The sequence below is a fragment of the Pseudoalteromonas sp. P1-30 genome (genome assembly GCF_001400005.1).
Taxonomy (GTDB): domain Bacteria; phylum Pseudomonadota; class Gammaproteobacteria; order Enterobacterales; family Alteromonadaceae; genus Pseudoalteromonas; species Pseudoalteromonas atlantica.
The window spans coordinates 862,152-888,366 of record NZ_LKBC01000002.1 but is presented as its reverse complement, the minus strand read 5'-3'; the positions used below and the strand labels follow the sequence as shown (position 1 = coordinate 888,366).

Sequence of the window (26,215 nt, the reverse complement as noted above, 5' to 3'; positions counted from 1 at the left end):
TGGGATAGCTGTTTATTTGCATAAATATTCAGCTCTTTTAGTATAAAAAATTGGATAAAGCATCATGAATTTGCATGAGTATCAGGCAAAACAACTTTTTGCCGAATATGGTTTACCAGTTTCTCAAGGTTTCGCTTGCGATACACCTGAAGAAGCTGCAGCAGCTGCCGAAAAAATTGGCGGTGATATGTGGGTTGTTAAAACTCAGGTTCACGCAGGTGGCCGTGGTAAAGCTGGCGGTGTTAAGCTAGTTAAAACAATCGAAGAAGTAAAAGAATTCGCTGCAAACTGGTTAGGTAAAAACTTAGTTACTTACCAAACAGACGAAAATGGTCAGCCTGTTGCTAAAATTTTAGTAGAAAGCTGTACAGATATCGCTAACGAATTGTACTTAGGTGCAGTTGTTGACCGTGCTTCTCGCAAAGTTGTTTTCATGGCGTCTACTGAAGGCGGTGTTGAAATTGAAACTGTTGCTGAAGAAACTCCAGAGCTTATCCACAAAGCAGAGATCGATCCATTAGTGGGTCCTCAAGCTTACCAAGCACGTGAGTTAGGTTTTAAATTGGGTCTTAACCCTACACAAATGAAGCAGTTCGTTAAGATCTTTATGGGTCTTGGCAACATGTTCAACGATTTTGATTTCGCTCTTCTTGAAATCAACCCGTTAGTAATCACAGACGAAGGTAACCTTCACTGTCTTGACGGCAAAATCGGTATCGATGGTAATGCACTTTACCGTCAACCAAAAATCCGTGAAATGCACGATCCATCTCAAGAAGATGCACGTGAAGCTCACGCAGCAAGCTTCGAGCTTAACTACGTAGCACTAGATGGTAACGTAGGTTGTATGGTTAACGGTGCAGGCCTAGCGATGGGTACTATGGACATCGTAAACCTACACGGCGGCAAGCCAGCTAACTTCTTAGATGTTGGTGGCGGCGCGACTAAAGAGCGTGTTTCTGAAGCATTCAAAATCATCCTTTCTGACGATAACGTAAAAGCTGTTTTAGTTAACATCTTTGGTGGTATCGTACGTTGTGACATGATTGCTGAAGGTATCATTGGCGCAGTTAAAGAAGTAGGTGTAAACGTGCCTGTAGTTGTACGTTTAGAAGGTACTAACGCTGAATTAGGTCGTGACGTTCTTAAGAACTCTGGCCTAGATATCATCGCTGCTGAATCACTAACAGACGCTGCTGAGAAAGTTGTAGCTGCTGCGGAGGGCAAATAATGTCTGTATTAATCAATAAAGATACAAAAGTTATCTGTCAAGGTTTCACTGGTGGCCAAGGTACTTTCCACTCTGAGCAAGCGCTTGAGTACGGTACACAAATGGTTGGTGGTGTAAGCCCAGGTAAAGGCGGTCAAACGCACCTTGGTCTTCCAGTATTCAACACAGTACGCGATGCAGTTAAAGAAACAGGCGCAACAGCGTCAGTTATCTACGTACCAGCACCGTTCTGTAAAGATGCAATCTTAGAAGCTATCGATGCGGGCATCGAGCTAATTGTTTGTATCACTGAAGGTATCCCAACACTAGACATGGTTGACGTTAAAGTTAAGCTTGATAACTCTGGTGTTCGTATGATCGGTCCTAACTGTCCAGGTGTTATCACTCCTGGTGAGACTAAGATTGGTATCATGCCTGGTCACATCCACAAGCCTGGTAAAGTAGGTATTGTTTCTCGCTCTGGTACTTTAACGTACGAAGCAGTTAAACAAACTACAGACGCTGGTTTTGGTCAGTCTACGTGTGTTGGTATTGGTGGCGACCCAATCCCAGGTACTAACTTTATCGACGTGCTAGAAATGTTCGAAAAAGATCCACAAACTGAAGCAATCGTAATGATTGGTGAAATTGGCGGTACTGCAGAAGAAGAAGCTGCAGAGTACATTAAAGCTAACGTAACTAAGCCTGTTGTTTCTTACATTGCTGGTGTAACTGCACCAGAAGGTAAGCGTATGGGTCACGCTGGCGCAATCATCGCTGGCGGTAAAGGTACTGCTGATGAGAAATTTGCTGCACTAGAAGCTGCTGGCGTACAAACTGTACGTTCACTTGCTGATATCGGTAAAGCACTTAAAGAGAAAACAGGCTGGTAATCAGTTTGCTTAATCTTTAAAAAGGCTCGCATTTGCGAGCCTTTTTGTTATTGGCTTAAAAATTAGTATGGGTAACTAATATGTTGAAAAAACCGTACTGATAAATCTTGTCGTTCTTTATTTATTGCCAGCTCTGAGCACATAGCGTGTATTGTTTTTTCTACTTGATTCATAAAGCGGCCATAGCCCATTTCATGTTTATCTTTATGGGTGGCAACAATCACAAAATGTAGTGACTCAACTAACTTTTCAGCATTGAAAAAAATATGTATTTGCGTGGCTGTGCCATTCACATCAAAACTTATTTTTTGTAATTCTGCATTCCCATCATTTTTATCTATTTGACTATTACGCACTATGGGCCTTGTACCATTAGCAACCATAGCGCCGTGAGATAATTCGTATCGCTCGCAGCACCCTTTAAATGATTGGGCAAAGTAGTTATAAAACTCAGTGTAATTATTTTTGTTTATTAAGCTTTGAAATTGCGTTTTAATGCCGCGCGAAACCGGTATAGAAAACGTTGCATAGGTCATTTCTGCATGCTCGGCGGGTATTTTACATTGGCGAGCTAAATAACGGGGGTATAGACTTCTAAGTTTGTAGCCGTAACTTTGGTTACAGCCTTTGCTCTTGGCAAATAAGTCATAGGTTAAATGCTGATGATCGCGAAGCTTAAACTGGGGTTGTTCAATAAATAATTGTGTTTGTAAATTATCTAACACTTTTTGCACCCTGCTGTGAAATTGTGCCGAGCTTGCGCGCAAATCATCACCGGTAGCTAAAAATAACAAGCGAATTTTTTTACTTTTAAAAGTAGGGGTGTAGTGTAGTTTGTGCGCTTCGTGGTAACGCGGGTTGTAAAAAAACAACATTTGCTTTGCTGTTTCTAATTGATACGACTCATCATGAAATCTGACGACGGGTAATTTGTCGTTAGCGAGTAGGTGTACATTATGTAGCTCGTATTCATCACAGCTTGCAAATAGTTGCTTGGCAATGCGGGTATAGCAACTATCGATATCGCTAAAACTAGTGTAAAAGTCATCAGTGGGTGTAATTTCAGCGAGTAAATAGTGATTAGCTCGCGCATTTGTTGGTATATAAACTCTGTGTTGTGTAGAACTGGCCATCTTTGAATCCTTTTAAGGAGCTTAAGTTTAGGTACTATAAATGCCTTTCATGACTCAAATATTGCGCTAAAACAAATTTAAGTAATAAACTAATGCACCATTGCCATAATAACTAGAATAAACCCGCATCTAGTGCTGTATGTTAGTGTTTGTTTTTGTAATAATGCATTAGTTTTGTTATCACGAATATTCAGAGGATCGCACTCCTATGGCGGAAATTGAGAATCGCCCAAGTAACTTTATAAGAACTCGAATTGATGAAGATTTAGCAAGTGGCAAACATGCAACTACGCATACACGTTTTCCACCTGAACCAAATGGCTTTTTACATATTGGCCATGCAAAATCAATTTGTTTGAATTTTGGCATTGCAAAAGATTACGATGGTTTATGTAACCTACGTTTTGATGATACAAACCCAGAAAAAGAAGATATTAACTACGTTAATTCAATCAAAGAAGACGTGCAGTGGTTAGGCTTCAACTGGAGTGGTGAGATAAAATATTCGTCAAACTATTTTGATACCCTATACGGCTATGCAGTAGAGCTTATTGAAAAAGGCTTAGCGTACGTTTGTTTTTTAACGGCCGATCAAGCACGCGAGTATCGCGGTACGTTAAAAGAGCCGGGTAAAAATAGCCCATACAGAGACACCTCAGTAGAAGAAAACCTCGCCTTGTTTGAAAAAATGCGCGCGGGTGAATTCAAAGAAGGTGAGTGTGTTCTACGCGCTAAAATTGATATGGCAAGCTCATTTATGGTGCTTCGCGATCCAATTATTTATCGCGTTCGTTTTGCTCATCACCATCAAACAGGTGACAAGTGGTGCATTTACCCAATGTATGACTTCACACATTGTATTTCTGATGCGCTTGAGGGGATAACCCATTCATTGTGTACACTTGAGTTTCAAGATAACCGTCGTTTATACGACTGGGTACTTGATAACATCAGCCTTGAATGCCACCCACAGCAAATTGAGTTTTCGCGCTTAAATCTTGAATACACAATTATGTCTAAGCGTAAGCTAAACGATTTAGTTGTAAATAACTATGTAGAAGGGTGGGATGACCCACGTATGCCAACTATTGCTGGTTTACGTCGTCGTGGTTATACACCGGCTTCAATACGTGAGTTCTGTTTACGTATCGGTGTGACTAAGCAAGAAAACATGGTCGAAATGGGCATGCTTGAAGCGTGTATCCGTGAAGACTTAAATGAAAACGCACCACGTGCAATGGCAGTACTCGATCCAGTTAAAGTCGTAATAGAAAACTTTGATGCAGATAAAGTAGAAACATTGTCGGTAGCTAATCACCCTAATAAAGAAGAAATGGGGCGTCGTGAAGTACCGTTTACTCGTGAGCTTTTCATTGAGCGTGAAGATTTCCGCGAAGAAGCGAATAATAAATTTAAACGCTTAGTACTTGATAAAGAAGTACGCTTACGTGGTGCTTATGTAATTAAAGCCCAGCGTGTAGAAAAAGATGAAAATGGTGAAATTACCACTATTTACTGTACTTATGACAACGAAACATTAGGTAAAAACCCAAGTGACGGTCGTAAAGTAAAAGGGGTTATTCATTGGGTTTCTGCGCCTGAGTCGGTTAATGCAGAAGTTAGATTGTATGACCGTTTATTTAATGTACCAAACCCAGGTGCTGCTGAAGAGTTCGAATCAACACTTAACCCTGATTCGTTAGTTGTATTAGAAAATGCAAAACTAGAAGCATCGCTTGCTAAAGCTGAACCGGCACAAGGCTTCCAGTTTGAGCGTACTGGCTATTTCTCACGTGATACAAAGTCAGAAAATTTAGTATTCAACCAAACGGTTGGTCTTAGAGATTCATGGGCTAAAATCGAGAAGCAGTAACGCTTTAAAATACCAATTTGCATAATATATTATTATTGCAAATTGGTATTAAACACCGTTTAAATGCTTAATTTTAAACACAAAAAAACCTGCAAAAGCAGGTTTTTTATTACTATAGCGCGTTATTAGCTATTTGAATCGCTAAATGCTTTACACGCTGCTTTGTCTTGACACTCACCGTATAGGTATAAAGAGTGATTTGTTAGTGTAATACCGTTTTCTTCGGCTATTTCTAACTGGCGACGTTCAATTAAGTCATCTTCAAATTCAACAACTTTGCCACATTTTAAACACACTAGGTGGTCGTGGTGAGTGCTGCCAGAAAGTTCAAATACTGACTTTCCGCCTTCAAAATGGTGACGGCTTACAATACCTGCGTCATCAAATTGGTTTAATACACGGTAAACAGTAGCAAGACCAATTTCTTCACCTAAATCTAAAAGAATTTTGTATACATCTTCAGCGCTGATGTGTTGGTTATCTGGAGATTGTAGAATTTCTAAGATTTTAATACGCGGTAAAGTTACTTTTAAACCGGCTTTTTTAAGTTCCAAGTTATGATCAGTCATTAAATCTGTCTCAAATTTGTTTGGTTATACTAGACATCTCTTACAGATGCACACGACACATTAGCAATAACAAGGATAACGCGCCTAAGCACTGAGTGCAAAGAACAATTGATCAATTTTGCTATTAATTCTAAAGTCGCTAACTGTTTGATAATTATTTAAACAGTTAGCGATAAAAGGGGGGAGATTAGTCTGCTAGTTCGCTTAAGCACATTTCATCATATACTTGTGCGCACCATGCTTTAACACGTTGTTCTGTTAATTCAGGTTGGCGGTCTTCATCAATACCTAAGCCTACAAAGTGCGTGTCATCAGCCATACCTTTAGATGCTTCAAAGTCGTAGCCTTCACTCGACCAATGGCCAACCACAATAGCACCGCGCTCGGTAACGATATCGTTGATCATACCCATAGCGTCTAAAAAGTATTCTGCGTAGTCTTCTTGGTCGCCACAACCAAAAATAGCCACTAGCTTACCTTCAAAGTCTACTTCTTCAAGCTCAGGGAAAAAGTCATCCCAATCACATTGTGCTTCACCGTAGTACCAAGTAGGAATACCGAATAAGATTAAATCGAACTCTGCAATCTCTTCTTTAGAGCTTTTTGCAATGTCGTGTACAGCCACAAGCTTTTTACCCAATTCTTTTTGGATCATTTTTGCTACGTGTTCTGTATTACCTGTGTCACTTCCGAAAAAAATGCCTACACTTGCCATGGACTTCAAACCTTTTATCTATCAATAGCCAATCTTTCTTGTAAAATTGTTTCAATCAGCGCACTACGGCTAATATTTTGTGCATCTGCCATATCACTCAGTGCCTGATATAACTGTGATGAAACTTTAAATTCTACACGCTTTAAACCGCGTGCTTTATCTCGTTTTATTTGATTACGTTTATTAACCTTTAACTGCATATCCCTTGGTAAAGGGTTCGTTTTAGGCCTGCCTGGGCGCTTTTCGTATTCAAATAAATCGGGGGTTGTTCTATCTGTTTCTGACTTCGCCATGCCTAACCTACACCTGCACCTTGCCAAAAAACTTGTATAAGTCCTTTCGCAATAAAGCCAGAACACCCTAAAAAGAGGACGCCCCACACAATGTAGCGACCAAACTTAGGTACGTTACCACTATTAAGTACGTCTTTAATTGCCAGGCCGATGAATACAAAAATACCGGCTAAGCCAAAGTACAACCCTAGGGTATCAAATTCGTTAATAAACTGACTGACCATCAACGTATAACCTTTAAATTAAACGGCGCGTACTATAGCATATAAATATGCATTAATTTAGTACGGATAACCAAAAACACATGATTAAAATTGCATTAAAGCCCTGTTAAAAAGTCATTTATTGCTTTATTAACTGCAGCGGGTTTTTGTGCATGAAGCCAATGTCCTGCACCGTGTATAATTTTTGCTCGTGTATTTTTAAAGCGCTTTGTTATTTCATCGCGGTATTCTGGCAGTATGTAATCAGAATCGTTACCTTTGATAAACAAAGTATCGCACAAACAAGAATTGTTTTCATTAACATTGGCTGTGATTGTCGAATATTTTTCATCAAGTACATCTAAATTAAATCGCCATTTGAACTGTCCATCGTCGTTTTTAGCTAAGCTTTTTAGTAAAAACTGCCTAACACCTAGCTCATTAATGTACTCGCTCATAATAGCATCAGCTTGTTTTCTATCAGTAACCTGGCTAGTTGCCACTTTTTTTAGTGCATTAATAATTTGTGTGTGGCGGGCAGGGTAACTCACAGGGGCAATATCAAGTACCACCAGCTTATTTACTTTTTGGCTATGCATTAGCGCCACTTCCATCGCCACTTTACCGCCCATTGAATGGCCAATCAGGTGCGCATTGTTAATATTTAACGCGTTCATTAGCTCAACAATATCTGCGGCCATTGCAGGGTAGTTCATTTCATTACTGTGCGGTGAAGCGCCATGGTTACGCAAATCTACATTCGTTACCCTAAAGTGCTCGCTCAATGGTTTTGCAATAACATTTAGGTTTTCTAAAGAGCCAAATAAACCATGAATGATCACTACATCCGGACCTTCACCGTATTGTTTATAGTTTAATAGCATGACCGCCTCCTAAAATTTTGGCTTAGTTTGCCGAGCATTGCCCTAAAAAGCAAAAGATATAACGGTTAACTGCTCTGCACGCGCCTTTTATGGGGTAACACCGTTTATTTTTACGCCAGTTATGGGCTCTTTTGTGTTACCAGCCTAATGGAGATAATAATATGGGTAGTACTTTTAAAAGCTGTTAATTACTACATTGGGTTTATAAGCAAATAATCAACACACCTTTATTAGCGCGTTTATAGGTTATGTTTGTGCGAGTGCTTGTTGTAACTCGCATTTATATTTGGTTTGGGTATAATCACGGGGAAAGAAAAAATGTGGCCCGTAATGACAGGAACAACATGAAACAAATCGACATAGACGACGAGTTATATCAGTATATTGCTAGCAATACACAAAGTATTGGCGAAAGCGCATCCACTATTTTACGTCGTTTATTAAATCTAAACGGTGATGACAACACTCCCGTTGCTAAGAACAATCAAAACAACCAAACAGCTACTCAAGCCCCACTTGACGACACGCCAGCTACTAACGACAGCCAAGAGCAAGAGGTTGTCACACCCGTGAAGCAAACAAACGCTAATGTATTTAATATTCTAAATAAAGAAGAACTAGCAATGCAAAAAGGGGTGGTAGGCAGGTTTTTATTTATTTTAAGTGCTTTTTATAGAACGCATAAAAAAGAGTTTAGTGCTGTGCTTGATATAAAAGGGCGCGACCGCGTTTACTTTGCAACCAGCAAAGAAGACTTAGTTAATAGCGGCAGTAGTATGAACCCTAAAAACATTACCGACAGTGAGTACTGGGTAATGACAAATTCAAACACGACACGTAAAAAAATGATGCTACACGAGGTTGCGCTGTGCTTAGGTTATTCAGCAGAGCAAGCAGAAGAAATTCGCGATTACTTGTAAGGAAATAAACATGGCTATTCATTCAGGTGCTGGGAAAACTGCGCCACATTCAACTTTAGTTAACGTACCAAAACTGGTATCGGCTTATTACTTAAATGAACCAGACTTAGAGCAAAACCCAGAGCATTGTGTTGCTTTTGGTACGTCGGGTCACCGTGGTTGCTCTTACGATGTTAAGTTTAACGAATCTCATATTTTAGCCATTACACAAGCTATTTGTGACTACAGAAAGCAAAACGACATTTTTGGTCCGCTTTTTTTAGGTAAAGATACGCATGCATTAAGTGAAGCTGCTTTTAACTCTGCCATAGAAGTATTAGTGGCTAATGAGGTGCAAGTAATTACCCAGCAAAATCACGATTACACGCCAACCCCTGTCATTAGCCATGCTATTGTGTGCCATAACAAATTAAATCCTAACGAATTAGCCGACGGTATTGTGGTAACGCCTTCACATAACCCGCCAGAAGACGGTGGCTTTAAATACAATCCACCTAACGGTGGCCCAGCAGACACCGACGTAACTAAATGGATTGAAGACAGAGCAAATCAATTACTATTAGAAGATTTAGTAGAAGTTGAGCTGTTTCCATTTGCTAAAGCATCGCGTTCAGGGTTTATTAAATACGAAGACCTAATGACGCCATACATTAACGACTTAGAAAATATCGTTAATTTAAAAGCCGTTAGCGATGCGGGTATTAAAGTAGGTATTGACCCGCTAGGTGGCTCTGGTATTAACTTTTGGCCATTAATAGCGCAAAAATATAATTTAGATTTAACCGTAGTAAACGACAGTGTTGATCCGCGTTTTGCATTTATGCCACTTGATAAAGATGGCAAAATCCGTATGGATTGCTCATCACCTTACTCAATGGCTAATTTAATTAAATTAAAAGACGACTTTGATATTGCTATTGGCAACGACCCCGATTACGACCGCCACGGTATAGTTACCCCAGATGGATTAATGAATCCTAATCACTTTTTAGCGGTAGCGATTGATTATTTATTAAAACACCGCGACTGGGACAGCAGTGTAGAAATTGGCAAAACGCTGGTTTCTAGCTCAATGATTGACCGTGTAGTAGCTCGTAATGAGCGTAAAGTTAAAGAAGTGCCGGTTGGCTTTAAATGGTTTGTCGATGGCTTAAACAAAGGCAAGCTTGCCTTTGGTGGCGAAGAAAGTGCTGGTGCTGCGTTTTTACGATTTGATGGCAGCGTATGGTGTACCGACAAAGACGGCTTTATTATGGGGTTACTTGCAGCTGAAATACTCGCAGTAACAGGTAAAACACCATCAGCGCTTTATAAAGAGCTAGAGCAAGAATTTGGCTCTCCACTATATAAGCGTTTAGATGCCCCTGCTAGCAGTGCGCAAAAATCACGTTTAAAAGCACTTAGTGCAAGCGATGTTAAAGCCGATACATTAGCTGGTGAACCTATTTTACAAAAACTGACTCATGCTCCTGGCAATGATGCGGCCATTGGCGGCTTAAAAGTAGTGACTGAAAACGGCTGGTTTGCAGCACGTCCTTCTGGTACTGAAGATATTTATAAAATTTATCTTGAGTCTTTCAAAGGTGAAGAACATTTAGCACTACTAGAAAAAGAAGCGAAGCAATTAGTTGATTCTGTGATCAGCTAACACGGTTTACAGTATTTAGAAACGGCTGATTTATTCAGCCGTTTTTGTTTGTATCTCTCACACTATAAAAGGGCTTATCATGTTAGCCAAACCAGATTATTTAAATGAACTAATAAATAGCGGCGATTTTTTAACACTCAGTCGCGACAATGAATGGCATTTAGAGGCAAGTGAATTTGCTTTAGAAAATGGCACGCGCGTAACCGTTCACGATACAGGCGTTATTGAATTTCAACCTCAGGGTACAACAACAAAAGATGTTGTGCTTTCAAGCGCTGTACACGGTAACGAAACCGCACCTATAGAAATATGTGACGAGCTAATAAAAACCATAATAAAAGGTGAGCTTGCATTAAATCAGCGTGTGCTCTTTATATTTGGTAATCCAAAATCAATAAATATTGGCCTGCGCTTTGTAGAAGAAAACCTAAACCGTTTGTTTAATGGCCACCACACTGTTGAGGGTGTGCCAATGAATGATGAGCGCAAACGCGCAGCAAAACTAGAAGAGTATGTAACTGACTTTTTTGCACGGGGCGAGCAAGGCAGTGCACGTTATCATTATGATTTACATACTGCTATACGTGGCTCAAAAAATGAAAAATTCGCTGTGTATCCTTATCTTCATGGTAAACCATGGAAAAAATCGCAGTTACAATTTTTACTTAGCTGCGGTGTAAATACCGTATTAATGATGAAATCACCGGCAACCACATTCAGTTACTATTCTTCGTTTGTTCATGGCGCTGATTCATTTACCGTTGAACTGGGTCAAGTTAAACCGTTTGGTGAAAACGACATGGCTCGCTTTGCAAAAACCAAGCAAACGCTAACTGCATTAATTAGCCAAAAAGAAGTCCAATACCCTCAATTTAATGCAAGTGATTTTGAGCTGTTTGCCGTGCATCGCACAATTAATAGAACGCAGCAGGACTTTAGCTTTCCGTTTTCTGATGATGCAGAAAATTTCACAGGGTTTGCTAAAGGTGAGTTGCTAGCAACAGACGGCGATACCCCTTATTATGCCGATGTGGAAGGGGAAGCTATTATTTTTCCAAATGCGCACGTTGCGCTTGGGCAAAGGGCACTGCTTACCGTTATTCCTATGCAAGTAGATAGTAATTTCGTCTAATAAAACTCATCAGACCACTCGCCTTGAATATTTAACTGTATGTTTTTATTAGTTTAATAAATGCGTACAGTTAACTTTCCATCTTTTTAATCGTATTTTACTTTTGTTTCGTCTTACACTTGTTGAATAACATCTTACGTTAACGTAAGGTGGTGGCAGCTTTAATTAAATACAGCGCAGATGCTGCAAAGTTTATTCGCAAGCCTCACCCATAATAAAAACTTAAAAGGGGCGCTGTATCACAGACAACAAGAGAAGGTAGGTTATGAGTAATCCAAATAACGTATCGCTGAATATTAACCACGACCTCGAGTTTATAGACGGTCATGCGCTAACTATTCCAACCCTTAGTATTTTAACTGAGGACGGCGACATTCATCCTAGTGCTACCGCACCGACTATTTCTAAACTCACAGCGATTAAACTATACGAAACAATGCGTTTTATTCGCCTACTCGATGAGCGGATGCAAGGCGCGCAGCGCCAAGGCCGCGTAAGCTTTTATATGCAATGTTTAGGTGAAGAAGCCGCTGTTACTGCTTCTGCTGCTGCACTTGATCAAGATGATATGATTATGGCGCAATACCGCGAGCAAGCCGCTTTGCATTACCGCGGATTTACGCTTGACCAATTTATGAATCAAATGTTTTCTAATGAGTTAGATTTAGGAAAAGGCCGCCAAATGCCGATTCATTATGGTTCAAAAGAATTAAATTATATGACCATATCATCGCCCCTCGGTACGCAAATTCCTCAAGCTACAGGGTATGCCTACGGGCAAAAAGTCAAACACATTGACGCAAAAACTGGCGAGCTTGCAAGCACCATAGATAATGTGACGATTTGTTACTTTGGTGAAGGCGCGGCATCTGAAGGTGACTTTCATGCGGGTTTAAATATGGCTGCGGTACACAAAGCCCCTGTTATATTTTTTGCACGTAATAACGGGTATGCAATATCAACACCTGCAGATGAGCAATTTAAAGGCGATGGTATAGCGTCGCGAGGCGTAGGGTATGGCATTAAAACCATACGTGTTGATGGCTCAGATGCATTAGCCGTGTTTGCAGCAACACAAAAGGCCCGCGAAATTGCAGCAACGCAGGGCGAGCCGGTATTAATTGAGTCAATAGCGTACAGATTAGGCGCTCACTCAACCTCAGATGATCCAAGTGGTTATCGCTCAAAAGATGAAGAGGCCACGCATAAAATTTGCCCAATTGATAAATTTAAAAAATGGTTGATCAAACAAGAGTGGTTAAACGAAGAGGACGATGCTAAAGCGAAAGACACTATTCGTGAAGATATTTTAGCCGCCCTTAAACGTGCTGAAAAAGTGCAAAAGCCAGCGCTTGAAGAGCTCATATCAGATGTTTACGATACGCCAATTCCTTCACTTGAGCGCCAATATAACGATTTAAAAGCACATATAAAGCAGCACCCAGATGCGTACCCAATCACAGCAGGGAGAATTAAGTAATGGCTAAAATGAACATGCTACACGCAATTAATTCTGCGCTCGATATCACCATGAATGAGCACCCTCAGGCGTGTATTTTTGGTGAAGATGTTGGCTATTTTGGTGGTGTTTTTAGAGCGACCTCAGGTTTGCAAGAGAAGTACGGTAAACACCGCGTATTTAACACACCGCTTACAGAGCAAGGTATTTTAGGTTTTGCCAATGGCTTAGCCGCGTTTGGCGCGCCTGCACTTGCTGAAATACAATTTGCTGATTATATTTTTCCGGCATTTGACCAAATAGTTAATGAGTCTGCCAAGTTTAGATACCGCAGTGGTAATGAATTTAACGTGGGCAATTTAACGATTCGCACACCGTATGGTGGCGGTATTGCGGGGGGCTTATATCACTCACAATCGCCAGAGGCATATTTTGCCCATACGCCAGGGCTAAAAATAGTGGTACCGCGTAACCCTTACCAAGCAAAAGGGTTACTAAGAGCAAGTATTAAAGACGATAACCCCGTTATTTTCTTCGAGCCTAAACGTTTATACCGCGCTTCTACCGGCGAAGTACCAGAGGATGATTACAGCATTGAGCTGGGTAAAGCCGAAGTAGTACAAGAAGGTACAGATATCACTGTACTTGCGTGGGGCGCGCAAATGGAAATTGTTGAAAACGCAGCAAAACAAGCCAATGAACAAGGCATTAGTTGTGAGGTGATTGACCTTAGAAGCATATTACCTTGGGATGTTGAGACAATTGCTAAGTCGGTTACTAAAACAGGACGTTTAGTGATAAGCCACGAAGCGCCTATTACCAATGGCTTTGGTGCCGAAATTGCGGCGACTATTCAGCAAGAGTGCTTTTTACACCTTGAGTCACCTATTATGCGAGTATGTGGGTTAGATACACCTTACCCATTAGCACTTGAAAAAGAATATGTGCCTGATGCGCTAAAAGTAATGGCCGCAATTAAACAATCAATGGATTTTTAGGGGATACCATGGCTAAAGATTTTATATTACCCGATATTGGTGAAGGCATTGTTGAGTGCGAAGTGGTTGAATGGCTAATACAAGAGGGTGACACAGTAAAAGAAGATCAACCCATTTGTGACGTGATGACCGATAAAGCCCTGGTGCAAATTCCGGCTGTGCACGATGGCGTAATCACTAAATTGTATTATCAAAAAGGGGAGATTGCGCAGGTTCATGCCCCCTTGTTTGCTATGAATGTAGCCGATGAGCAAAACCAAAGCGATGAAACACACACAGAGCAAGTGCAAAATACACAAAGCGACAACGCATCGTCAGAGCATTTAGAAGATTTTATTCTTCCAGATATTGGTGAGGGGATTGTTGAGTGTGAGATAGTTGATTGGCTAGTGGCCGAAGGCGATGAAATACAAGAAGATCAGGCTGTGTGTGATGTAATGACCGACAAAGCACTGGTACAAATTCCGGCTAAATACACAGGTACAGTGCAAAAGCTTTACTATCAAAAAGGTGAAATTGCTCAGGTACATAGCCCGTTATTTCAAATGAGCATAGCCGGCAGTACAGCTAAACCCAATGTAGATGTAAACGACGCCGTTGTAAAAGCACAAAGTAAAGCGGCAGATAAATCTGTAGCAACGCAGCAAACAACAGCAAATAAAGTTGTTAATAAAAAAGCGGTTGCCTCTCCAGCTGTAAGGCGCAAAGCGCGAGAGCTTGATGTTGATTTAACGTGCGTACCGGGCAGCGGTAAAAATGGCCGCATTTATAAACAAGACATAGAAGAATTTATTAAAGGTGAGGTACCTAACACAATAGATACATCACCACTTAGTAGTGCTACTACTAAAAACAGCGTTACTCAAAATAAAGAGCCACAATCGCCACAAACACAAAACGGTGGTATGCGAGCAGAGCCAATTAAAGGCATTAAAGCGGCTATGGCAAAGCAAATGATGGCCTCGGTCTCTACAATCCCTCACTTTACCTTTAGTGACGAGATAGACTTAACGCAATTAATTGCCCTGCGAGCGAGTTTAAAAGAGCAGTATAAAGCGCAAGGTGTAAAGCTCACTATGATGCCATTTTTTATCAAAGCGTTATCGCTTGCGATGAAAGAGTACCCAGTGCTTAATTCTAAAGTAAATGATGATTGCACTGAGCTTACCTACTTTGACGATCATAATATTGGGGTAGCAGTGGATTCAAAAGTGGGTTTGCTAGTGCCTAATATTAAATCGTGCCAATCTAAGAGTATTGTTGAAGTTGCAAGCAGTTTAACAAGCCTAACTGATGCAGCACGCGAGGGACGAGTAGCGCCAGATGACTTAAAAGGGGGCACCATTAGCATTTCAAATATTGGGGCAATTGGCGGCACTATTGCGACCCCGATTATTAATAAGCCAGAAGTTGCTATTGTAGCATTAGGGAAGTTACAACACTTACCGCGCTTTGATGAAAGCGGGCAAGTTGTGAGTAAAGCTATTATGCAAGTGAGTTGGTCTGGCGATCACCGTGTTATTGATGGCGGTACAATTGCGCGCTTTAATAACTTGTGGAAATCATATTTAGAAAACCCATCGGCAATGATGATGGCTATGATTTAAAAATTAAACTTATAAAAAAGCCAGCAATTTGCTGGTTTTTTGTTTTAAAGCGCGGTGTTTTTAATTAAGATACAAATGTTACTAAAAGGTAATAAAATTAACCCGCTAGGGAATATAAAAACTAACACTAAGGAATTGTAATGGAGCATTATATGAACGCGCTGCGTAGCTACGCAGATTTTTCAGGACGTAATCGCCGTAAAGCATTTTGGATGTTTTACTTAATAAATTTATTAATCAGCATAGTACTAGGTGTTGTTGATGAGCTTATGGGTGTAGCTGTAATTGGTACTATCTATAGCTTGGCACTGTTAATTCCTCAATTGAGCGCTGGCGCACGCCGTTTACACGATACTGGCCGTTCTGGCTGGTGGCAGCTACTTTGGTTAGTGCCAATCATTGGTTGGATTGTTATAATTGTATTCCTTGCGCAAGACTCACATGAAGGTGAGAACGATTATGGCCCAAATCCAAAAGAGTTAGCGGCTGAACCTGTTTCTGTATAAATAATACGCTAACATTAAAAAAAGCTCAGCAATTGCTGAGCTTTTTTGTACTTATGATTTTTTAAACTGTTAACTTAAAAAGTAAAGCCCGTAACCCACAACTAAAGCAGGTATAGAGGTATACAAGGTAGCAATTACAGCCGCTTTTGGCGCCATTGCAATGGCAGGAAACAACGCATCGCCATCATTTGAAATCGCATTAGCAGCTAATGCACTAAAAGGAATAATGCCCTGTATATAAAGCGTGGTTACAATTATTTGTGGCCCACAGCCAGGTAAAAAACCAATGACGACTGCAATTAACGGTGCTAAATAGGCGTAGTGCATAAACCAGGTTTTTAAATCAAGGCCTACCACACTGACTAATATTTCAAACAGCATGAACGATGCCACCACCCATGCAGTAACAAAATGGGTATCTTGTAATACTTTTATAAGCTTTGAAGGCGGATTACATTCATCGTCTTCAGAGGTTACTTCTTTATAGCTTTCGCCTTTAGAAGAGTAGGCCCAGATAATAACCGTAAACAGTGCCATTGCTGCACCAAATAAGCTAATACCGGTGCTGGTATATTGACCAAATTGGTTAAAGTCCACATTAAATGCAATTAAAAACGCAATGATTAAACTTGGAATAATGGCAAACATCCACACAGGTTTGCTAATTTTTATTATTTTAGTGGGCAAAACTTTTACTTGGTGTTTTTGCTCTTGTGCGCTGGGACGTAAAAAATCAGGTTTGTGAATTGCATTAACTATTAATCCACACAGCGTGCCTACCACTAAACCTATAGCCATTATTGTTAAGCCTTCAGTAGGGCGCGTAGCAAGCAGTAAAAAAGCAGCATCTCCCATCGTGGCGGTAAGTACAGCAACAATAGCCCCAAAGCTTGCTTGGCCTTTAGTGTATTGAGTAACCACAATAATTGCACCACCACAGCCGGGTAAAGCGCCAAGAACGGATGCAAACAGTACTTCAAGCGACTTAGATTTAGCGCTTAAGTAGCTCATTTCTAATTGAGGGATATGTTCTATTGCGTAGTAGTAAATAAGTAACGTAGCCGCTACAAATACACTAACCTGGAAAAACGCATCACTGAGAGCAGTAATGGTTATTTCGCGAAGACTAGGAACAGCTAAACATACCAATAAAAAAAGTGGTAGGAGTAAGCGTTTATTTTGGCTAACAAACCGTTTGGAAGCTGGCGTAATAAATCCTATTTGAGAGAGTAAAATCATAAGTGTGCCCCAGTTTTATTTTAACTAGGACACAATGTATACATTTTGCAAATGATAATCAATATCATTTGCATCTATTTAAATCGATAGCTCAGTTTGAGTTTTTCGATGGTAAATAACCTACGCTCAGGCAAAATACATTATTTGCGTTGAAACTCTGAGTTTTCGTACCATGCAGGCCATTGTGCTTGCTCAGAAATATCAAAGCCTACTTTATAAAACAATTGTAAGTCTTGCACCGCACCCGATAAATCCCACTCATCGCGGTATCTGTCACAGGGTTGATGGTAGCAACCACGTAGCACTAAGCTCATACGTTTACGATAATTTGCTGTATCCTCATCAGCGGCAACAGTACCGCCGCCTGCATACATAGCCGGAATACCCATGTTTGCAAATGCAAAATGATCAGAGCGGTAATAACCACCTGAAGATGGTTTAGGGTCGCCCGCTATTGTTCTACCTTGCTCTTTTGCTGCTTTGGCTAGTAGGTCGTCCATTTGCGACTTACCTAAACCTACTACGTTCATGTCTTTTACTTTACCTAATAAGTTTAGGCTATCCATGTTTATATTGGCGACTGTTTTATCGGCAGCAATAACTGGGTTAGCAGCGTAGTATTTAGACCCAAGTAAGCCTTGCTCTTCAGCCGTAACAGCTAAAAATGTCATTGAGCGAGTAGGGTGCTTTGGCAGCTTAGTAAATGCCTCTGCAACCTCAATTAGCCCCGCAGTGCCTGTGGCGTTATCGTGTGCCCCATTATAAATTTGGTCGCCCTTACGGGTTGTATCTGTACCTAGGTGATCCCAATGCGCTGAATAAATAACATGTTCATCCGCTTTTTCGCTACCCGGCAACGTGGCAATAAAGTTATACGACACCGATTTTTTAATTGTATTTTTAACATTAACCGATGCAGTTAAATCGCCCATGTCAACGTTATACGAACCTTTAGCTGCATTGGCTTTTGCAGTCTCAAAATCCAAACCCGCTTTAGCAAATAACTCTTTTGCTACATCAGTGGTCACCCAGCCTTCAACCGCAACGCGGTCCATATTGTTGTTCTCTTTTTGAAAACCAAACTGCTCACCGCTCCATGAGTTTTCAACAACTGACCACGGGTATGACGCAGGGGCGGTTTCGTGAATGATAATAGCACCGGCTGCACCTTGACGACTCGCTTCTTCATATTTATAAGTCCAACGGCCGTAGTAGGTCATTGCATCGCCGGTAAATAACGCAGGATCTTTTGTAGCAAACCCCGGATCGTTAACAAGCATTACAACAGTTTTGCCTTTTACGTCTAGGCCTTCGTAATCGTTCCAGTTATATTCAGGGGCATTTACACCGTAACCTACGAAGACAAGCTCTGAATTTTCAATCCCTTCTTGTGCGCTAATGCGGCTACTGCCCATAACCATATCTTTTTTGTATTGATAATCTTTACCACCAATACTTAATACCATATTTGAATCAGCTTCTAATGAAACAAGCGGCACTTCTTGTAAAAAGCTATCACCATTACCAGGTTCAAACCCTAATGCTTTAAATTGAGTAGTTAAGTAATCTAGGGTTAGTTTTTCACCTTCAGATGAAGGCGCTCTACCGCCAAATTCATCAGAGGCAAGCACTTTAATGTGCGCTGCAAGTTCATCTGCTTTAATACTGTTGTAACCATTTGTTACATCGGTAGGTGTAATACTTGTTGTTGCACAGCCAGCTAACACAGCGCCAGCAATCAGTGTGAGAGAGAAATATCGTTTCATAGTAGCTCTATTCTTGTTCTAAGATGTGATTAGTATATTAACTTCTATTAATTAGAACCAGTTTTTGCGGTAAACTGCCCGCAAATTAACAGCATAAATTGTTAAAGGTATAAATGAAGCGCTTTACTCCGCCCGAGCAATGGCAAGTTAGTAGTTTGAAAAGCGGTGCGTTTGAGCACTTACGAACACTGTTTAATATTGATAAACAAACTGATTGGCCAACCCCCGATTGGTTCACTGTGTATTTGAATGCCATTAATGCTAATAACCTGCCAATAACGTTTGAAGACGATGCAAACGTTGATTTTGGCGAGCGCTATTATGAGCAAGTCATTTTTGAAACTGGCGTAGTGCCTACACGTAGTAAAAATTGGCACGACTTATTTGGTGGCTTTATTTGGTGTTTGTTTCCAAAAACCAAGGCGCTTATTAATCAGCGCCACGTACAAGAAATAGCGCAACATGGCTTAAAGCAACGTACTAAACATCGTAATGCACTCACATTATTTGACGAGTGCGGCGTGGTGCTTGCCATTAGTGATACTAAGTGGCAAACGCTTTTAACAGACCACCAATGGAAAACGGCATTTATAACTCACCGAGAAGAGTGGGGCAAAACAATACAACCTTTTATGTTTGGCCACGCTAATTATGAAATGCTTACAAAACCCTATATTGGTTTAACGGGTAAAGCGTTATTTGTAAATGTACCGGATGAAATATTTTGTAAAGATTTAGTTACTCAATATCAGTACCTAGACCAAGTACTTTATGAGAAGATAAAAATAGAGCATTGCTTAGCCGATAACAAACAGCTTTCTCCATTGCCATTATTAGGTGTACCAGGATGGCATGACGCAAATGAGAATGAATCGTTCTATGATAATACCGATTACTTTAGAGCTAAACGAAGGATACGAAAATGATAGAAGTCGCAGGGCTTAAAAAAAAGTTTAAGTTAACCAAGGATCATAAAAAAAATAAAGTTGATGATATAGACCCGCGTGAAGATAAAGATTTTTTTCATTCTGTAAGAGATGTCAGCTTTCAATGTGCAAAAGGCGAAGTGTTAGGGTTACTTGGCCCTAATGGCGCAGGTAAAACTACTACATTGCGTATGCTCTCAACGGCACTTAAGCCCGATGAAGGCACAATAACTATTGCCGGCAACGACATAATTAAAAAGCCGTTAGTAGGGCGCAAGTCTATTGGTTTTTTATCCGGTTCAACTGGTTTGTATGGTCGTCTGACCGTTAAAGAAAATATTGAATACTTTGCAAAGCTTCATGGAATGAACAAAGAGCAAATAGCGGCTCGTTGTGAAGAACTTTTTACTTTGCTCGACATGCATAAATTTATTGATAAACGTGCAGAAAACCTATCTACCGGCATGAAGCAAAAAGCCAATATTGCCCGTGCTGTGGTACATCACCCAGAAGTGGTGGTACTCGATGAGCCAACCACAGGCCTTGATATCATGACCACACAAACAGTTATAAACTTTATAAAAGGCTTAAAGGCGCAAGGCACGCCTGTTATTTTTTCTACGCACCATTTAGATGAAGTAGCCCTTTTATGTGACCGTGTTGCGGTAATTAATGAAGGCGTAAGCTGCTTTGATGGCACGCTTGCTGAATTCAAACAGGCAGGTAATAGTGAAGAGCTAAACCAAGCGTTTATGAACATATTAACGGAGAAACACGATGTTTGAAGTTTTTAAAAAGGAATTAACAGAACTCCTACGCGATAAAAAAACCTTGTTGTTTGTAGTCGCTCTACCCGTTGCGGTGTTTCCCTTATTATTTGCCGTTATGGCGTTTATTAGCTCTCAAGCGGCACTCGATGCTGAACAAAAGGTACATACCTACGCCATTATTAATGGCGACTACGCGCCAGAGTTTACCGAAAAAGTGTTTTATCATAAAAGCTTTGAACTTTATAAAGGTGCTAAAACCTTTAATAGCATTGAAGAGCTAAAAGAAGGGGTAATCGCAGGTGATATAGACATGGGTATATATTTACCCACTAACGCTAAACAAGCCTTAAATGATGCCCAGCAAAGTAAGTGGGAAGTGGTATTTAATGATGCTAAATCTATCAACTTTTTATTTCAGCGTGTAAAAGAGCTCGCCAAAGAGTATAGCGATGCATTACAAACAGAAAAATTAATAAGTTTTGGTATTGAAAAAGAAGCTCATTTAGCACTTTTAACCCCTATTGAAGTAGTAAAGGTAGATACCGCCGATAAACGTGAAAACTTAGGTGAAAAACTAGGTGGCTTTTTGCCCTACCTACTGATTCCTATAGTTCTTATGGGCGCTACGTACCCAGCAATAGATTTAGGTGCAGGTGAAAAAGAGCGCGGTACATTAGAAACCTTATTGCTTACACCTATTACGCGTACCGAGCTGGTACTAGGCAAATTTATAACCTTACTGACAACCTCAATTGCATCAACAACTATAACTGTACTCAGTATGGGCGGGTGGATAGCCGTAGCCCTTGCATTTGCAGACCTAGAAGTAATTAAAACAGCATTTAGCACATTAGCGGTAAGTGATTTATTAATGATTTTTGTATTGTTACTACCTATTGCCGCGATATTCTCAGCATTGGCGTTAGCAATATCTATTTATGCTCGTACATTTAAAGAAGCCCAAAACTACATGGCACCATTGAGTATGGGGGTGTTTTTTCCCATCATTGTATCCATTATGCCTAATGTAGAGCTAACAGCTAAAACTGCTTTTATTCCTGTTACTAATGTAGCGCTCGCAATTAAAGAAATTGTTAAAGGCACGGTAGATTACACCCTTGTAGGCTTAATATTTTTAGCAACAGCTATTATAGCTGGGGCGTTACTTGCCTTTTGTGTTAAGTGGTTTCACCGCGAAGACGTATTGTTTAGATAGTTTAAGGTTTTATAAACGGGCAGGGTATTGCCTTGCTCGTTAACTTTACTACCCATTAACTGTTATCGCTTATATTTTTTTTATTTGCTGTCTATATTGATTTGTATGTTTTTTAGAATGGTATTCATCTTAAATTAACACTGCTTTTTAATAGTAATACTAAGTGATTGGTTTAGAGTATTTGTTCAAACTTTAATTACACTTTTTTAAGTAACTAATTATTTTTACTTCTATTTTTTATCAAATAATCCTCTATAATCTAACCTAGAAAATAGTGAGGAGTGAGGGTTCAATGCTAAAAAGGAATGTATTTATAACAGCAGCTAAAGGTAATAAATTATTACTGGTTGCCATTATTGTTTTTTTAGTTATTGCATTGCCTTCGGTGTATGTGTTTGAAAAAAAAGTACGCGCAGAGATATATAACGATGCTCGTAGTGAACTCAATCGTGAGCTTGAAACAAAAGCCGCGTCTTTAAAAAATCATTTAAACGACAGTATTACCGCTATTCGCTTTTTAAACGCCACTCCACCTATTCAAGGTATATCTAGAGCGACCGACAACCAATTAATTGACCCTCTATTACAAACCCCAATTGCTGTATGGCAAGACCGCCTTGCTGATATTTTTAGCGGGTTTATGCAAACCGACGATTCTATTTTGCAAGCACGTTACATTATGCTTGCTGAAAATGGCCAAGAGATAGTACGTGTAGACCGCTTTTTAGGTGACATAATTAGGCTAGAGGGCGCACAACTGCAAAAAAAAGGCGGGCGAGACTACGTACTCAAAGCCAGCATGCTTGATGAAAAAAGCGTGTATATATCGCCTATTAACTACAACCGCGAAAACGGTGAAATACAAAAACCCTTTGTGAGTACATACCGCGTAGCTAAGCCTGTTTTTGATCATTTAAAGCAAGTGTTTGCAATTTTAGTGACAAACTACTCCGCAGATAAGTTATTTGAAAGTTTAACGTTTGAACTTCCACCTGGGATTAATATTTATTTGCTTAATAATGAAAGCGAATTTTTATACCACCCAAACCCAGATTTACGGTTTGGCTTTGAATTTAACCAAGCCAAAACCTGGAGCGATGAATTTAGCCCCACACAAAACATGAACTCTCACGAAACATTGTTAATAGGTGATGCGCCAAAACAGTACTTTTTAAATAAACGAGTAAGTTTTGAAGGCGATATTGCCATGCTGCCGTTAGAGATGGCCGTTTCTATTGATTCTGAAACCTTGTTGGAACGCGTTGCAAAAAGGCGCGAAAGTTTTATTGCCATTACCGCCACATTTTTTACCATATTTATAATTATTACGCTGTTGTATCAGCGCTATATTAATCGCAAGCTGCTTATACACTCTTTAACAGAGCAAAATAATAAAGTGATAGAAAATTCACTCGACGCTATTTTTACCATAGACAGTGATGAAACCATTATTCACTGTAATCAAACGGCTAAAAAGGTTTTTGCAAGTAGGCTAGGTAATGACAACACCCGCTTTAGTAACTTATTTACCCTTGCAGATGAAGATAAAAAATGCATTAGTGAAACCATAGAGCATGGCTCTAAAATGCCATTTGAAGCGGTTTATACTGGTGATGATGGCAATAAAGAATATTATTCAATCACGCTGACCAGCGTATTTGATGTATTTAGCAATCGATATCAAGTTGCTGCTATTTTACGTAATATTAGCTCGTTAAAGCATACTCAATCACAGTTACAGGGTTTAAATAGCACGTTAGAGTTAAAGGTATCTCAGCGTACTGTTGAACTTGAGCGAGCGATTGACCAAGCCCTTGCCGCCAGCCAAGCAAAAAGTGACTTTGTAGCCAATATTTCCCACGAAATACGCACACCCATGAACGGTGTTTTAGGCATGCTTGAAATGCTAAAAGAAGACAGCCTCACTGAGCAACAGCAACACTATTTAAAATTAGCCAATAGCAGTGCGCACTCGTTAATGAGTTTAATTAACGATATTTTAGATTTTTCTAAAATTGAAGCGGGTAAACTAGATATTGATAATCACTCGTTTGATGTCATCACTGTCTGTAGCGATATGATTAATTCAATTGCGCTGCAGGGCCAACGTAAAGGGCTAGAGGTCTTTTTAAATACCCAAAACGTGGTTGATAGAATGGTTATTGGTGATAGCCATCGCCTTAAGCAAATTTTAATTAATTTAATAAATAATGCGTTTAAGTTTACGCATAAAGGTGAGGTAAGTTTAACCTTAAACTCTAAATACATTACTGACAGTAAAATTTTAATGAGTTTTATAATTAAAGACACCGGTATTGGTATTGCCCCTGAAAACATCGATAAACTGTTCGATGTGTTTACCCAAGAAGATTCAAGCACAACGCGCCATTTTGGTGGCACCGGTTTAGGGTTATCTATATGTAAAAAACTGGCGCAATTAATGGGTGGTAATATTACCGTTAGCAGTGAAAAAGGCGTAGGCAGCACCTTTGTTGCCACGGTAGAGTTACATGTGGCGCAACAGCAAAAACTTAATACCGGCATCGAGCTTTCTAAAGAGGTCAGTGTAGCGGCGCTTATTGCCCGCGATAATGTATTTAAAAATGTATGCGGATTATTAACTCAAACCTGTAAAATTCAGCCAAGCCATATTACAAGGCTCGACTACTTTAGTGAACACAGCGAATTTGATGCCGATTTACTGATTATTGATGACGAACACCCGCAAGTTAATGCGCTAATAAGCTACTGCGAAAAGGCAGATAAAAAATATGTGCTTATATTGCGAGACATGGTGGTTAATAAGCAATCTAAAAAGGTGTTTCCTGAGCATAGCCACATTTTGCACAAACCACTTACGCAAGATCAATTTACCTATAAGCTAGGCAGTATTTTTGGCGCTAATAATGAGTTTGTTTTAACCGCGCCTAAACAAGCAAACGACATAGAGCCAGAGCCTGAGTTGTCTAAGTATCATGTATTATTGGTTGACGACAACATGATTAACATTGAGGTAGCGAAGGCTATTTTAAAACGCACAGGGATAAAAATTACCTGTGCAAGTGATGGTATAGAAGCACTCTCTGCCCTTAAATTTAATCAAGAGCAACCGTTTGACTTAATTTTAATGGATTGCCAAATGCCTAACCTAGATGGCTACGATACCACCAGCGAGATAAGAAATGCTAAAGCTGGGGTTGAGTATATTAGCATTCCAATTATTGCCATGACCGCAAGTGCAATGGAAGGCGATAGAGAGCGTTGCATTACCGCCGGCATGAATGATTATATTACCAAGCCAATAAAGCCTAAAACGCTTAAAAATAGGCTGCTAACCTGGTTAAACTAAATGAGCTAAGTCAGCAGTTACGCTGCTGACTTACTTGGTTTGGTATCAGTTTGAATAGGTTTAACTAAGCTGGTTACATCGGCTGTATCAAGTACTTTTTGCGTATCAGACCAATGCAACAGCTCTATTTTACCGTTTGGTTGCTCAACTAATGCGGTACAGCTTTCAATCCAATCACCATCATTACAATACACTATGCCATCTACTACTTTAATTTTAGGGTGATGGATGTGTCCACAAATAATGCCATCGACCTTTTGTTTTTTTGCCTCATGTATAGCGGCATCTTCAAAAGCGGCAATGGCTTCACGGGCTTTATGTACGCGTGCTTTTATCCATGCAGCAAGTGAATAGTAGTTACCGCCAAACACTTTACGAACTCGGTTAGTCCAACGATTTAAAAACAGCAGTAAGTCGTAACCTGCATCGCCTGCAATACTTATGAGCTTGTTGTAGCGGGTTGCCGAGTCAAAGTCATCACCGTGGATCAGTAAAAAGCGCTTATTGGCTTTAGTGGTATGAATAAACTGCTGGTGGACTTCTACACCAAATAAAGTTTGATTTATGTAGTGGCGAAAGGTCTCGTCGTGGTTACCAGGTATGTATATTACACGGGTGCCATCAAGGGCTTTTTGTTGTATACAACTAAGCACTTGGTAATGAGATGGGTGCCAATAAAAACTGCGTTTCATCGACCACAGATCAACAATATCACCCACTAAATAAAGCGTATCGCATTCAATTGAATTTAAAAAATCTAATAAATAGTCGGCTCTACAGTCTTTATACCCTAAATGCACATCCGATATCCAAACGGCTGGATAATGTTGTTTTTTACGCTGTTGATTGTTTGTCATGCCCGTCATCCATAGTGTAATAATTAAACACTGTAGATAAATCTAATGA

Annotated in this window: 23 protein-coding genes; 14 read left to right on the top strand and 9 right to left on the bottom strand. The window is 40.0% G+C overall.

Annotated elements, in window-relative coordinates:
• Nucleotides 1–64: 64 nt before the first annotated feature.
• Together sucC and sucD are read left to right on the top strand one after the other, a co-directional pair.
• On the top strand, nt 65–1,231 hold the full coding sequence (gene sucC, locus AN395_RS07445) for an ADP-forming succinate--CoA ligase subunit beta (RefSeq protein ID WP_004586679.1): 1,167 nt from the start codon (nt 65–67) through the stop codon (nt 1,229–1,231).
• A complete protein-coding gene (gene sucD, locus AN395_RS07440) occupies nt 1,231–2,103 on the top strand; it encodes a succinate--CoA ligase subunit alpha (protein WP_004586678.1) in 873 nt (290 codons plus the stop codon). Before sucC ends, sucD begins: the two co-directional genes overlap by 1 nt.
• A gap of 62 nt (nt 2,104–2,165) precedes the next feature.
• On the opposite strand, the gene AN395_RS07435 is transcribed toward sucD, so the two are convergent.
• Entirely contained in the window at nt 2,166–3,236 is a 1,071-nt protein-coding gene (locus tag AN395_RS07435) for a DUF3083 family protein (RefSeq protein ID WP_054982562.1), read from the bottom strand.
• Between the two features lie 208 nt (nt 3,237–3,444).
• Between AN395_RS07435 and glnS the strand changes: the two genes are divergently transcribed.
• The gene (gene glnS, locus AN395_RS07430) at nt 3,445–5,109 is read left to right on the top strand and encodes a glutamine--tRNA ligase (RefSeq protein WP_054982561.1); all 1,665 of its coding nucleotides are present in this window, start codon (nt 3,445–3,447) and stop codon (nt 5,107–5,109) included.
• Between the two features lie 125 nt (nt 5,110–5,234).
• On the opposite strand, the gene fur is transcribed toward glnS, so the two are convergent.
• The 5 genes from fur to AN395_RS07405 form a co-directional block, all read right to left on the bottom strand.
• Nucleotides 5,235–5,678, bottom strand: a complete 444-nt coding sequence (gene fur / locus AN395_RS07425; protein WP_004586675.1) for a ferric iron uptake transcriptional regulator — start codon at nt 5,676–5,678, stop codon at nt 5,235–5,237.
• 187 nt (nt 5,679–5,865) lie between these two features.
• Nucleotides 5,866–6,393 carry a flavodoxin FldA gene (gene fldA, locus AN395_RS07420; RefSeq protein WP_004586674.1) on the bottom strand — a complete coding sequence of 176 codons (528 nt, stop codon included), beginning with the start codon at nt 6,391–6,393 and terminating at the stop codon, nt 5,866–5,868.
• Nucleotides 6,394–6,407: 14 nt separating this feature from the next.
• Nucleotides 6,408–6,686, bottom strand: a complete 279-nt coding sequence (gene ybfE, locus AN395_RS07415) for a LexA regulated protein (RefSeq protein WP_004586673.1) — start codon at nt 6,684–6,686, stop codon at nt 6,408–6,410.
• Between the two features lie 2 nt (nt 6,687–6,688).
• Nucleotides 6,689–6,910 (bottom strand): DUF2788 domain-containing protein, encoded by a 222-nt coding sequence (locus AN395_RS07410; RefSeq protein WP_004586672.1) that lies wholly within the window; start codon nt 6,908–6,910, stop codon nt 6,689–6,691.
• A gap of 95 nt (nt 6,911–7,005) precedes the next feature.
• Nucleotides 7,006–7,773, bottom strand: coding sequence for an alpha/beta fold hydrolase (locus AN395_RS07405; RefSeq protein ID WP_054982560.1), 768 nt, complete (start codon nt 7,771–7,773; stop codon nt 7,006–7,008).
• Nucleotides 7,774–8,117: 344 nt separating this feature from the next.
• Here AN395_RS07405 and seqA point away from each other — a divergent pair, with 344 nt between their 5' ends.
• From seqA to AN395_RS07370, 7 genes are all read left to right on the top strand, one after another.
• Nucleotides 8,118–8,693 (top strand): replication initiation negative regulator SeqA, encoded by a 576-nt coding sequence (gene seqA / locus AN395_RS07400; protein ID WP_024033550.1) that lies wholly within the window; start codon nt 8,118–8,120, stop codon nt 8,691–8,693.
• A 10-nt stretch (nt 8,694–8,703) separates the two neighbouring features.
• On the top strand, nt 8,704–10,341 hold the full coding sequence (gene pgm, locus AN395_RS07395) for a phosphoglucomutase (alpha-D-glucose-1,6-bisphosphate-dependent) (RefSeq protein ID WP_004586669.1): 1,638 nt from the start codon (nt 8,704–8,706) through the stop codon (nt 10,339–10,341).
• A 79-nt stretch (nt 10,342–10,420) separates the two neighbouring features.
• On the top strand, nt 10,421–11,473 hold the full coding sequence (gene astE, locus AN395_RS07390) for a succinylglutamate desuccinylase (protein WP_054982559.1): 1,053 nt from the start codon (nt 10,421–10,423) through the stop codon (nt 11,471–11,473).
• Nucleotides 11,474–11,738: 265 nt separating this feature from the next.
• Nucleotides 11,739–12,953, top strand: a complete 1,215-nt coding sequence (locus tag AN395_RS07385) for a thiamine pyrophosphate-dependent dehydrogenase E1 component subunit alpha (RefSeq protein ID WP_054982558.1) — start codon at nt 11,739–11,741, stop codon at nt 12,951–12,953.
• Nucleotides 12,953–13,930, top strand: a complete 978-nt coding sequence (locus AN395_RS07380; RefSeq protein ID WP_024033553.1) for an alpha-ketoacid dehydrogenase subunit beta — start codon at nt 12,953–12,955, stop codon at nt 13,928–13,930. Before AN395_RS07385 ends, AN395_RS07380 begins: the two co-directional genes overlap by 1 nt.
• Before the next feature lie 8 nt (nt 13,931–13,938).
• Complete coding sequence (locus tag AN395_RS07375) at nt 13,939–15,537, top strand: dihydrolipoyllysine-residue acetyltransferase (RefSeq protein ID WP_054982557.1); 1,599 nt, start codon at nt 13,939–13,941, stop codon at nt 15,535–15,537.
• Between the two features lie 140 nt (nt 15,538–15,677).
• Nucleotides 15,678–16,043: a DUF805 domain-containing protein gene (locus tag AN395_RS07370; RefSeq protein ID WP_054982556.1), complete on the top strand. Its 366-nt coding sequence runs from the start codon at nt 15,678–15,680 to the stop codon at nt 16,041–16,043.
• Nucleotides 16,044–16,112: 69 nt separating this feature from the next.
• Here the strand turns inward: AN395_RS07370 and AN395_RS07365 are convergent, their stop codons facing one another.
• Both AN395_RS07365 and AN395_RS07360 read right to left on the bottom strand, forming a co-directional pair.
• Nucleotides 16,113–17,282, bottom strand: a complete 1,170-nt coding sequence (locus tag AN395_RS07365) for a putative manganese transporter (protein ID WP_054982555.1) — start codon at nt 17,280–17,282, stop codon at nt 16,113–16,115.
• Nucleotides 17,283–17,422: 140 nt separating this feature from the next.
• Complete coding sequence (locus tag AN395_RS07360; protein WP_054982554.1) at nt 17,423–19,048, bottom strand: M28 family metallopeptidase; 1,626 nt, start codon at nt 19,046–19,048, stop codon at nt 17,423–17,425.
• Nucleotides 19,049–19,161: 113 nt separating this feature from the next.
• Here AN395_RS07360 and AN395_RS07355 point away from each other — a divergent pair, with 113 nt between their 5' ends.
• The 4 genes from AN395_RS07355 (at nt 19,162) to AN395_RS07340 (ending at nt 25,309) form a co-directional block, all read left to right on the top strand.
• Complete coding sequence (locus AN395_RS07355) at nt 19,162–19,974, top strand: DUF3025 domain-containing protein (RefSeq protein WP_054982553.1); 813 nt, start codon at nt 19,162–19,164, stop codon at nt 19,972–19,974.
• On the top strand, nt 19,971–20,759 hold the full coding sequence (locus AN395_RS07350; RefSeq protein ID WP_024033559.1) for an ABC transporter ATP-binding protein: 789 nt from the start codon (nt 19,971–19,973) through the stop codon (nt 20,757–20,759). The genes AN395_RS07355 and AN395_RS07350 overlap by 4 nt, the downstream gene beginning before the upstream one ends.
• Nucleotides 20,752–21,960, top strand: a complete 1,209-nt coding sequence (locus AN395_RS07345) for an ABC transporter permease (RefSeq protein ID WP_054982552.1) — start codon at nt 20,752–20,754, stop codon at nt 21,958–21,960. Before AN395_RS07350 ends, AN395_RS07345 begins: the two co-directional genes overlap by 8 nt.
• A 292-nt stretch (nt 21,961–22,252) precedes the next feature.
• Entirely contained in the window at nt 22,253–25,309 is a 3,057-nt protein-coding gene (locus tag AN395_RS07340) for an ATP-binding protein (protein ID WP_054982551.1), read from the top strand.
• A 17-nt stretch (nt 25,310–25,326) separates the two neighbouring features.
• Here AN395_RS07340 and AN395_RS07335 read toward each other — a convergent pair whose 3' ends face one another.
• Nucleotides 25,327–26,166 carry a UDP-2,3-diacylglucosamine diphosphatase gene (locus AN395_RS07335; RefSeq protein WP_029773612.1) on the bottom strand — a complete coding sequence of 280 codons (840 nt, stop codon included), beginning with the start codon at nt 26,164–26,166 and terminating at the stop codon, nt 25,327–25,329.
• Nucleotides 26,167–26,215 lie beyond the last annotated feature (49 nt).

Bases quoted from the DNA above. Each gene is read 5' to 3' on its own strand.
- sucC (WP_004586679.1), top strand. From the start codon at position 65: ATGAATTTGCATGAGTATCAGGCAAAACAACTTTTTGCCGAATATGGT.
- sucD (WP_004586678.1), top strand. From the start codon at position 1,231: ATGTCTGTATTAATCAATAAAGATACAAAAGTTATCTGTCAAGGTTTC.
- AN395_RS07435 (WP_054982562.1), bottom strand. From the start codon at position 3,236: ATGGCCAGTTCTACACAACACAGAGTTTATATACCAACAAATGCGCGA.
- glnS (WP_054982561.1), top strand. From the start codon at position 3,445: ATGGCGGAAATTGAGAATCGCCCAAGTAACTTTATAAGAACTCGAATT.
- fur (WP_004586675.1), bottom strand. From the start codon at position 5,678: ATGACTGATCATAACTTGGAACTTAAAAAAGCCGGTTTAAAAGTAACT.
- fldA (WP_004586674.1), bottom strand. From the start codon at position 6,393: ATGGCAAGTGTAGGCATTTTTTTCGGAAGTGACACAGGTAATACAGAA.
- ybfE (WP_004586673.1), bottom strand. From the start codon at position 6,686: ATGGCGAAGTCAGAAACAGATAGAACAACCCCCGATTTATTTGAATAC.
- AN395_RS07410 (WP_004586672.1), bottom strand. From the start codon at position 6,910: ATGGTCAGTCAGTTTATTAACGAATTTGATACCCTAGGGTTGTACTTT.
- AN395_RS07405 (WP_054982560.1), bottom strand. From the start codon at position 7,773: ATGCTATTAAACTATAAACAATACGGTGAAGGTCCGGATGTAGTGATC.
- seqA (WP_024033550.1), top strand. From the start codon at position 8,118: ATGAAACAAATCGACATAGACGACGAGTTATATCAGTATATTGCTAGC.
- pgm (WP_004586669.1), top strand. From the start codon at position 8,704: ATGGCTATTCATTCAGGTGCTGGGAAAACTGCGCCACATTCAACTTTA.
- astE (WP_054982559.1), top strand. From the start codon at position 10,421: ATGTTAGCCAAACCAGATTATTTAAATGAACTAATAAATAGCGGCGAT.
- AN395_RS07385 (WP_054982558.1), top strand. From the start codon at position 11,739: ATGAGTAATCCAAATAACGTATCGCTGAATATTAACCACGACCTCGAG.
- AN395_RS07380 (WP_024033553.1), top strand. From the start codon at position 12,953: ATGGCTAAAATGAACATGCTACACGCAATTAATTCTGCGCTCGATATC.
- AN395_RS07375 (WP_054982557.1), top strand. From the start codon at position 13,939: ATGGCTAAAGATTTTATATTACCCGATATTGGTGAAGGCATTGTTGAG.
- AN395_RS07370 (WP_054982556.1), top strand. From the start codon at position 15,678: ATGGAGCATTATATGAACGCGCTGCGTAGCTACGCAGATTTTTCAGGA.
- AN395_RS07365 (WP_054982555.1), bottom strand. From the start codon at position 17,282: ATGATTTTACTCTCTCAAATAGGATTTATTACGCCAGCTTCCAAACGG.
- AN395_RS07360 (WP_054982554.1), bottom strand. From the start codon at position 19,048: ATGAAACGATATTTCTCTCTCACACTGATTGCTGGCGCTGTGTTAGCT.
- AN395_RS07355 (WP_054982553.1), top strand. From the start codon at position 19,162: ATGAAGCGCTTTACTCCGCCCGAGCAATGGCAAGTTAGTAGTTTGAAA.
- AN395_RS07350 (WP_024033559.1), top strand. From the start codon at position 19,971: ATGATAGAAGTCGCAGGGCTTAAAAAAAAGTTTAAGTTAACCAAGGAT.
- AN395_RS07345 (WP_054982552.1), top strand. From the start codon at position 20,752: ATGTTTGAAGTTTTTAAAAAGGAATTAACAGAACTCCTACGCGATAAA.
- AN395_RS07340 (WP_054982551.1), top strand. From the start codon at position 22,253: ATGCTAAAAAGGAATGTATTTATAACAGCAGCTAAAGGTAATAAATTA.
- AN395_RS07335 (WP_029773612.1), bottom strand. From the start codon at position 26,166: ATGACAAACAATCAACAGCGTAAAAAACAACATTATCCAGCCGTTTGG.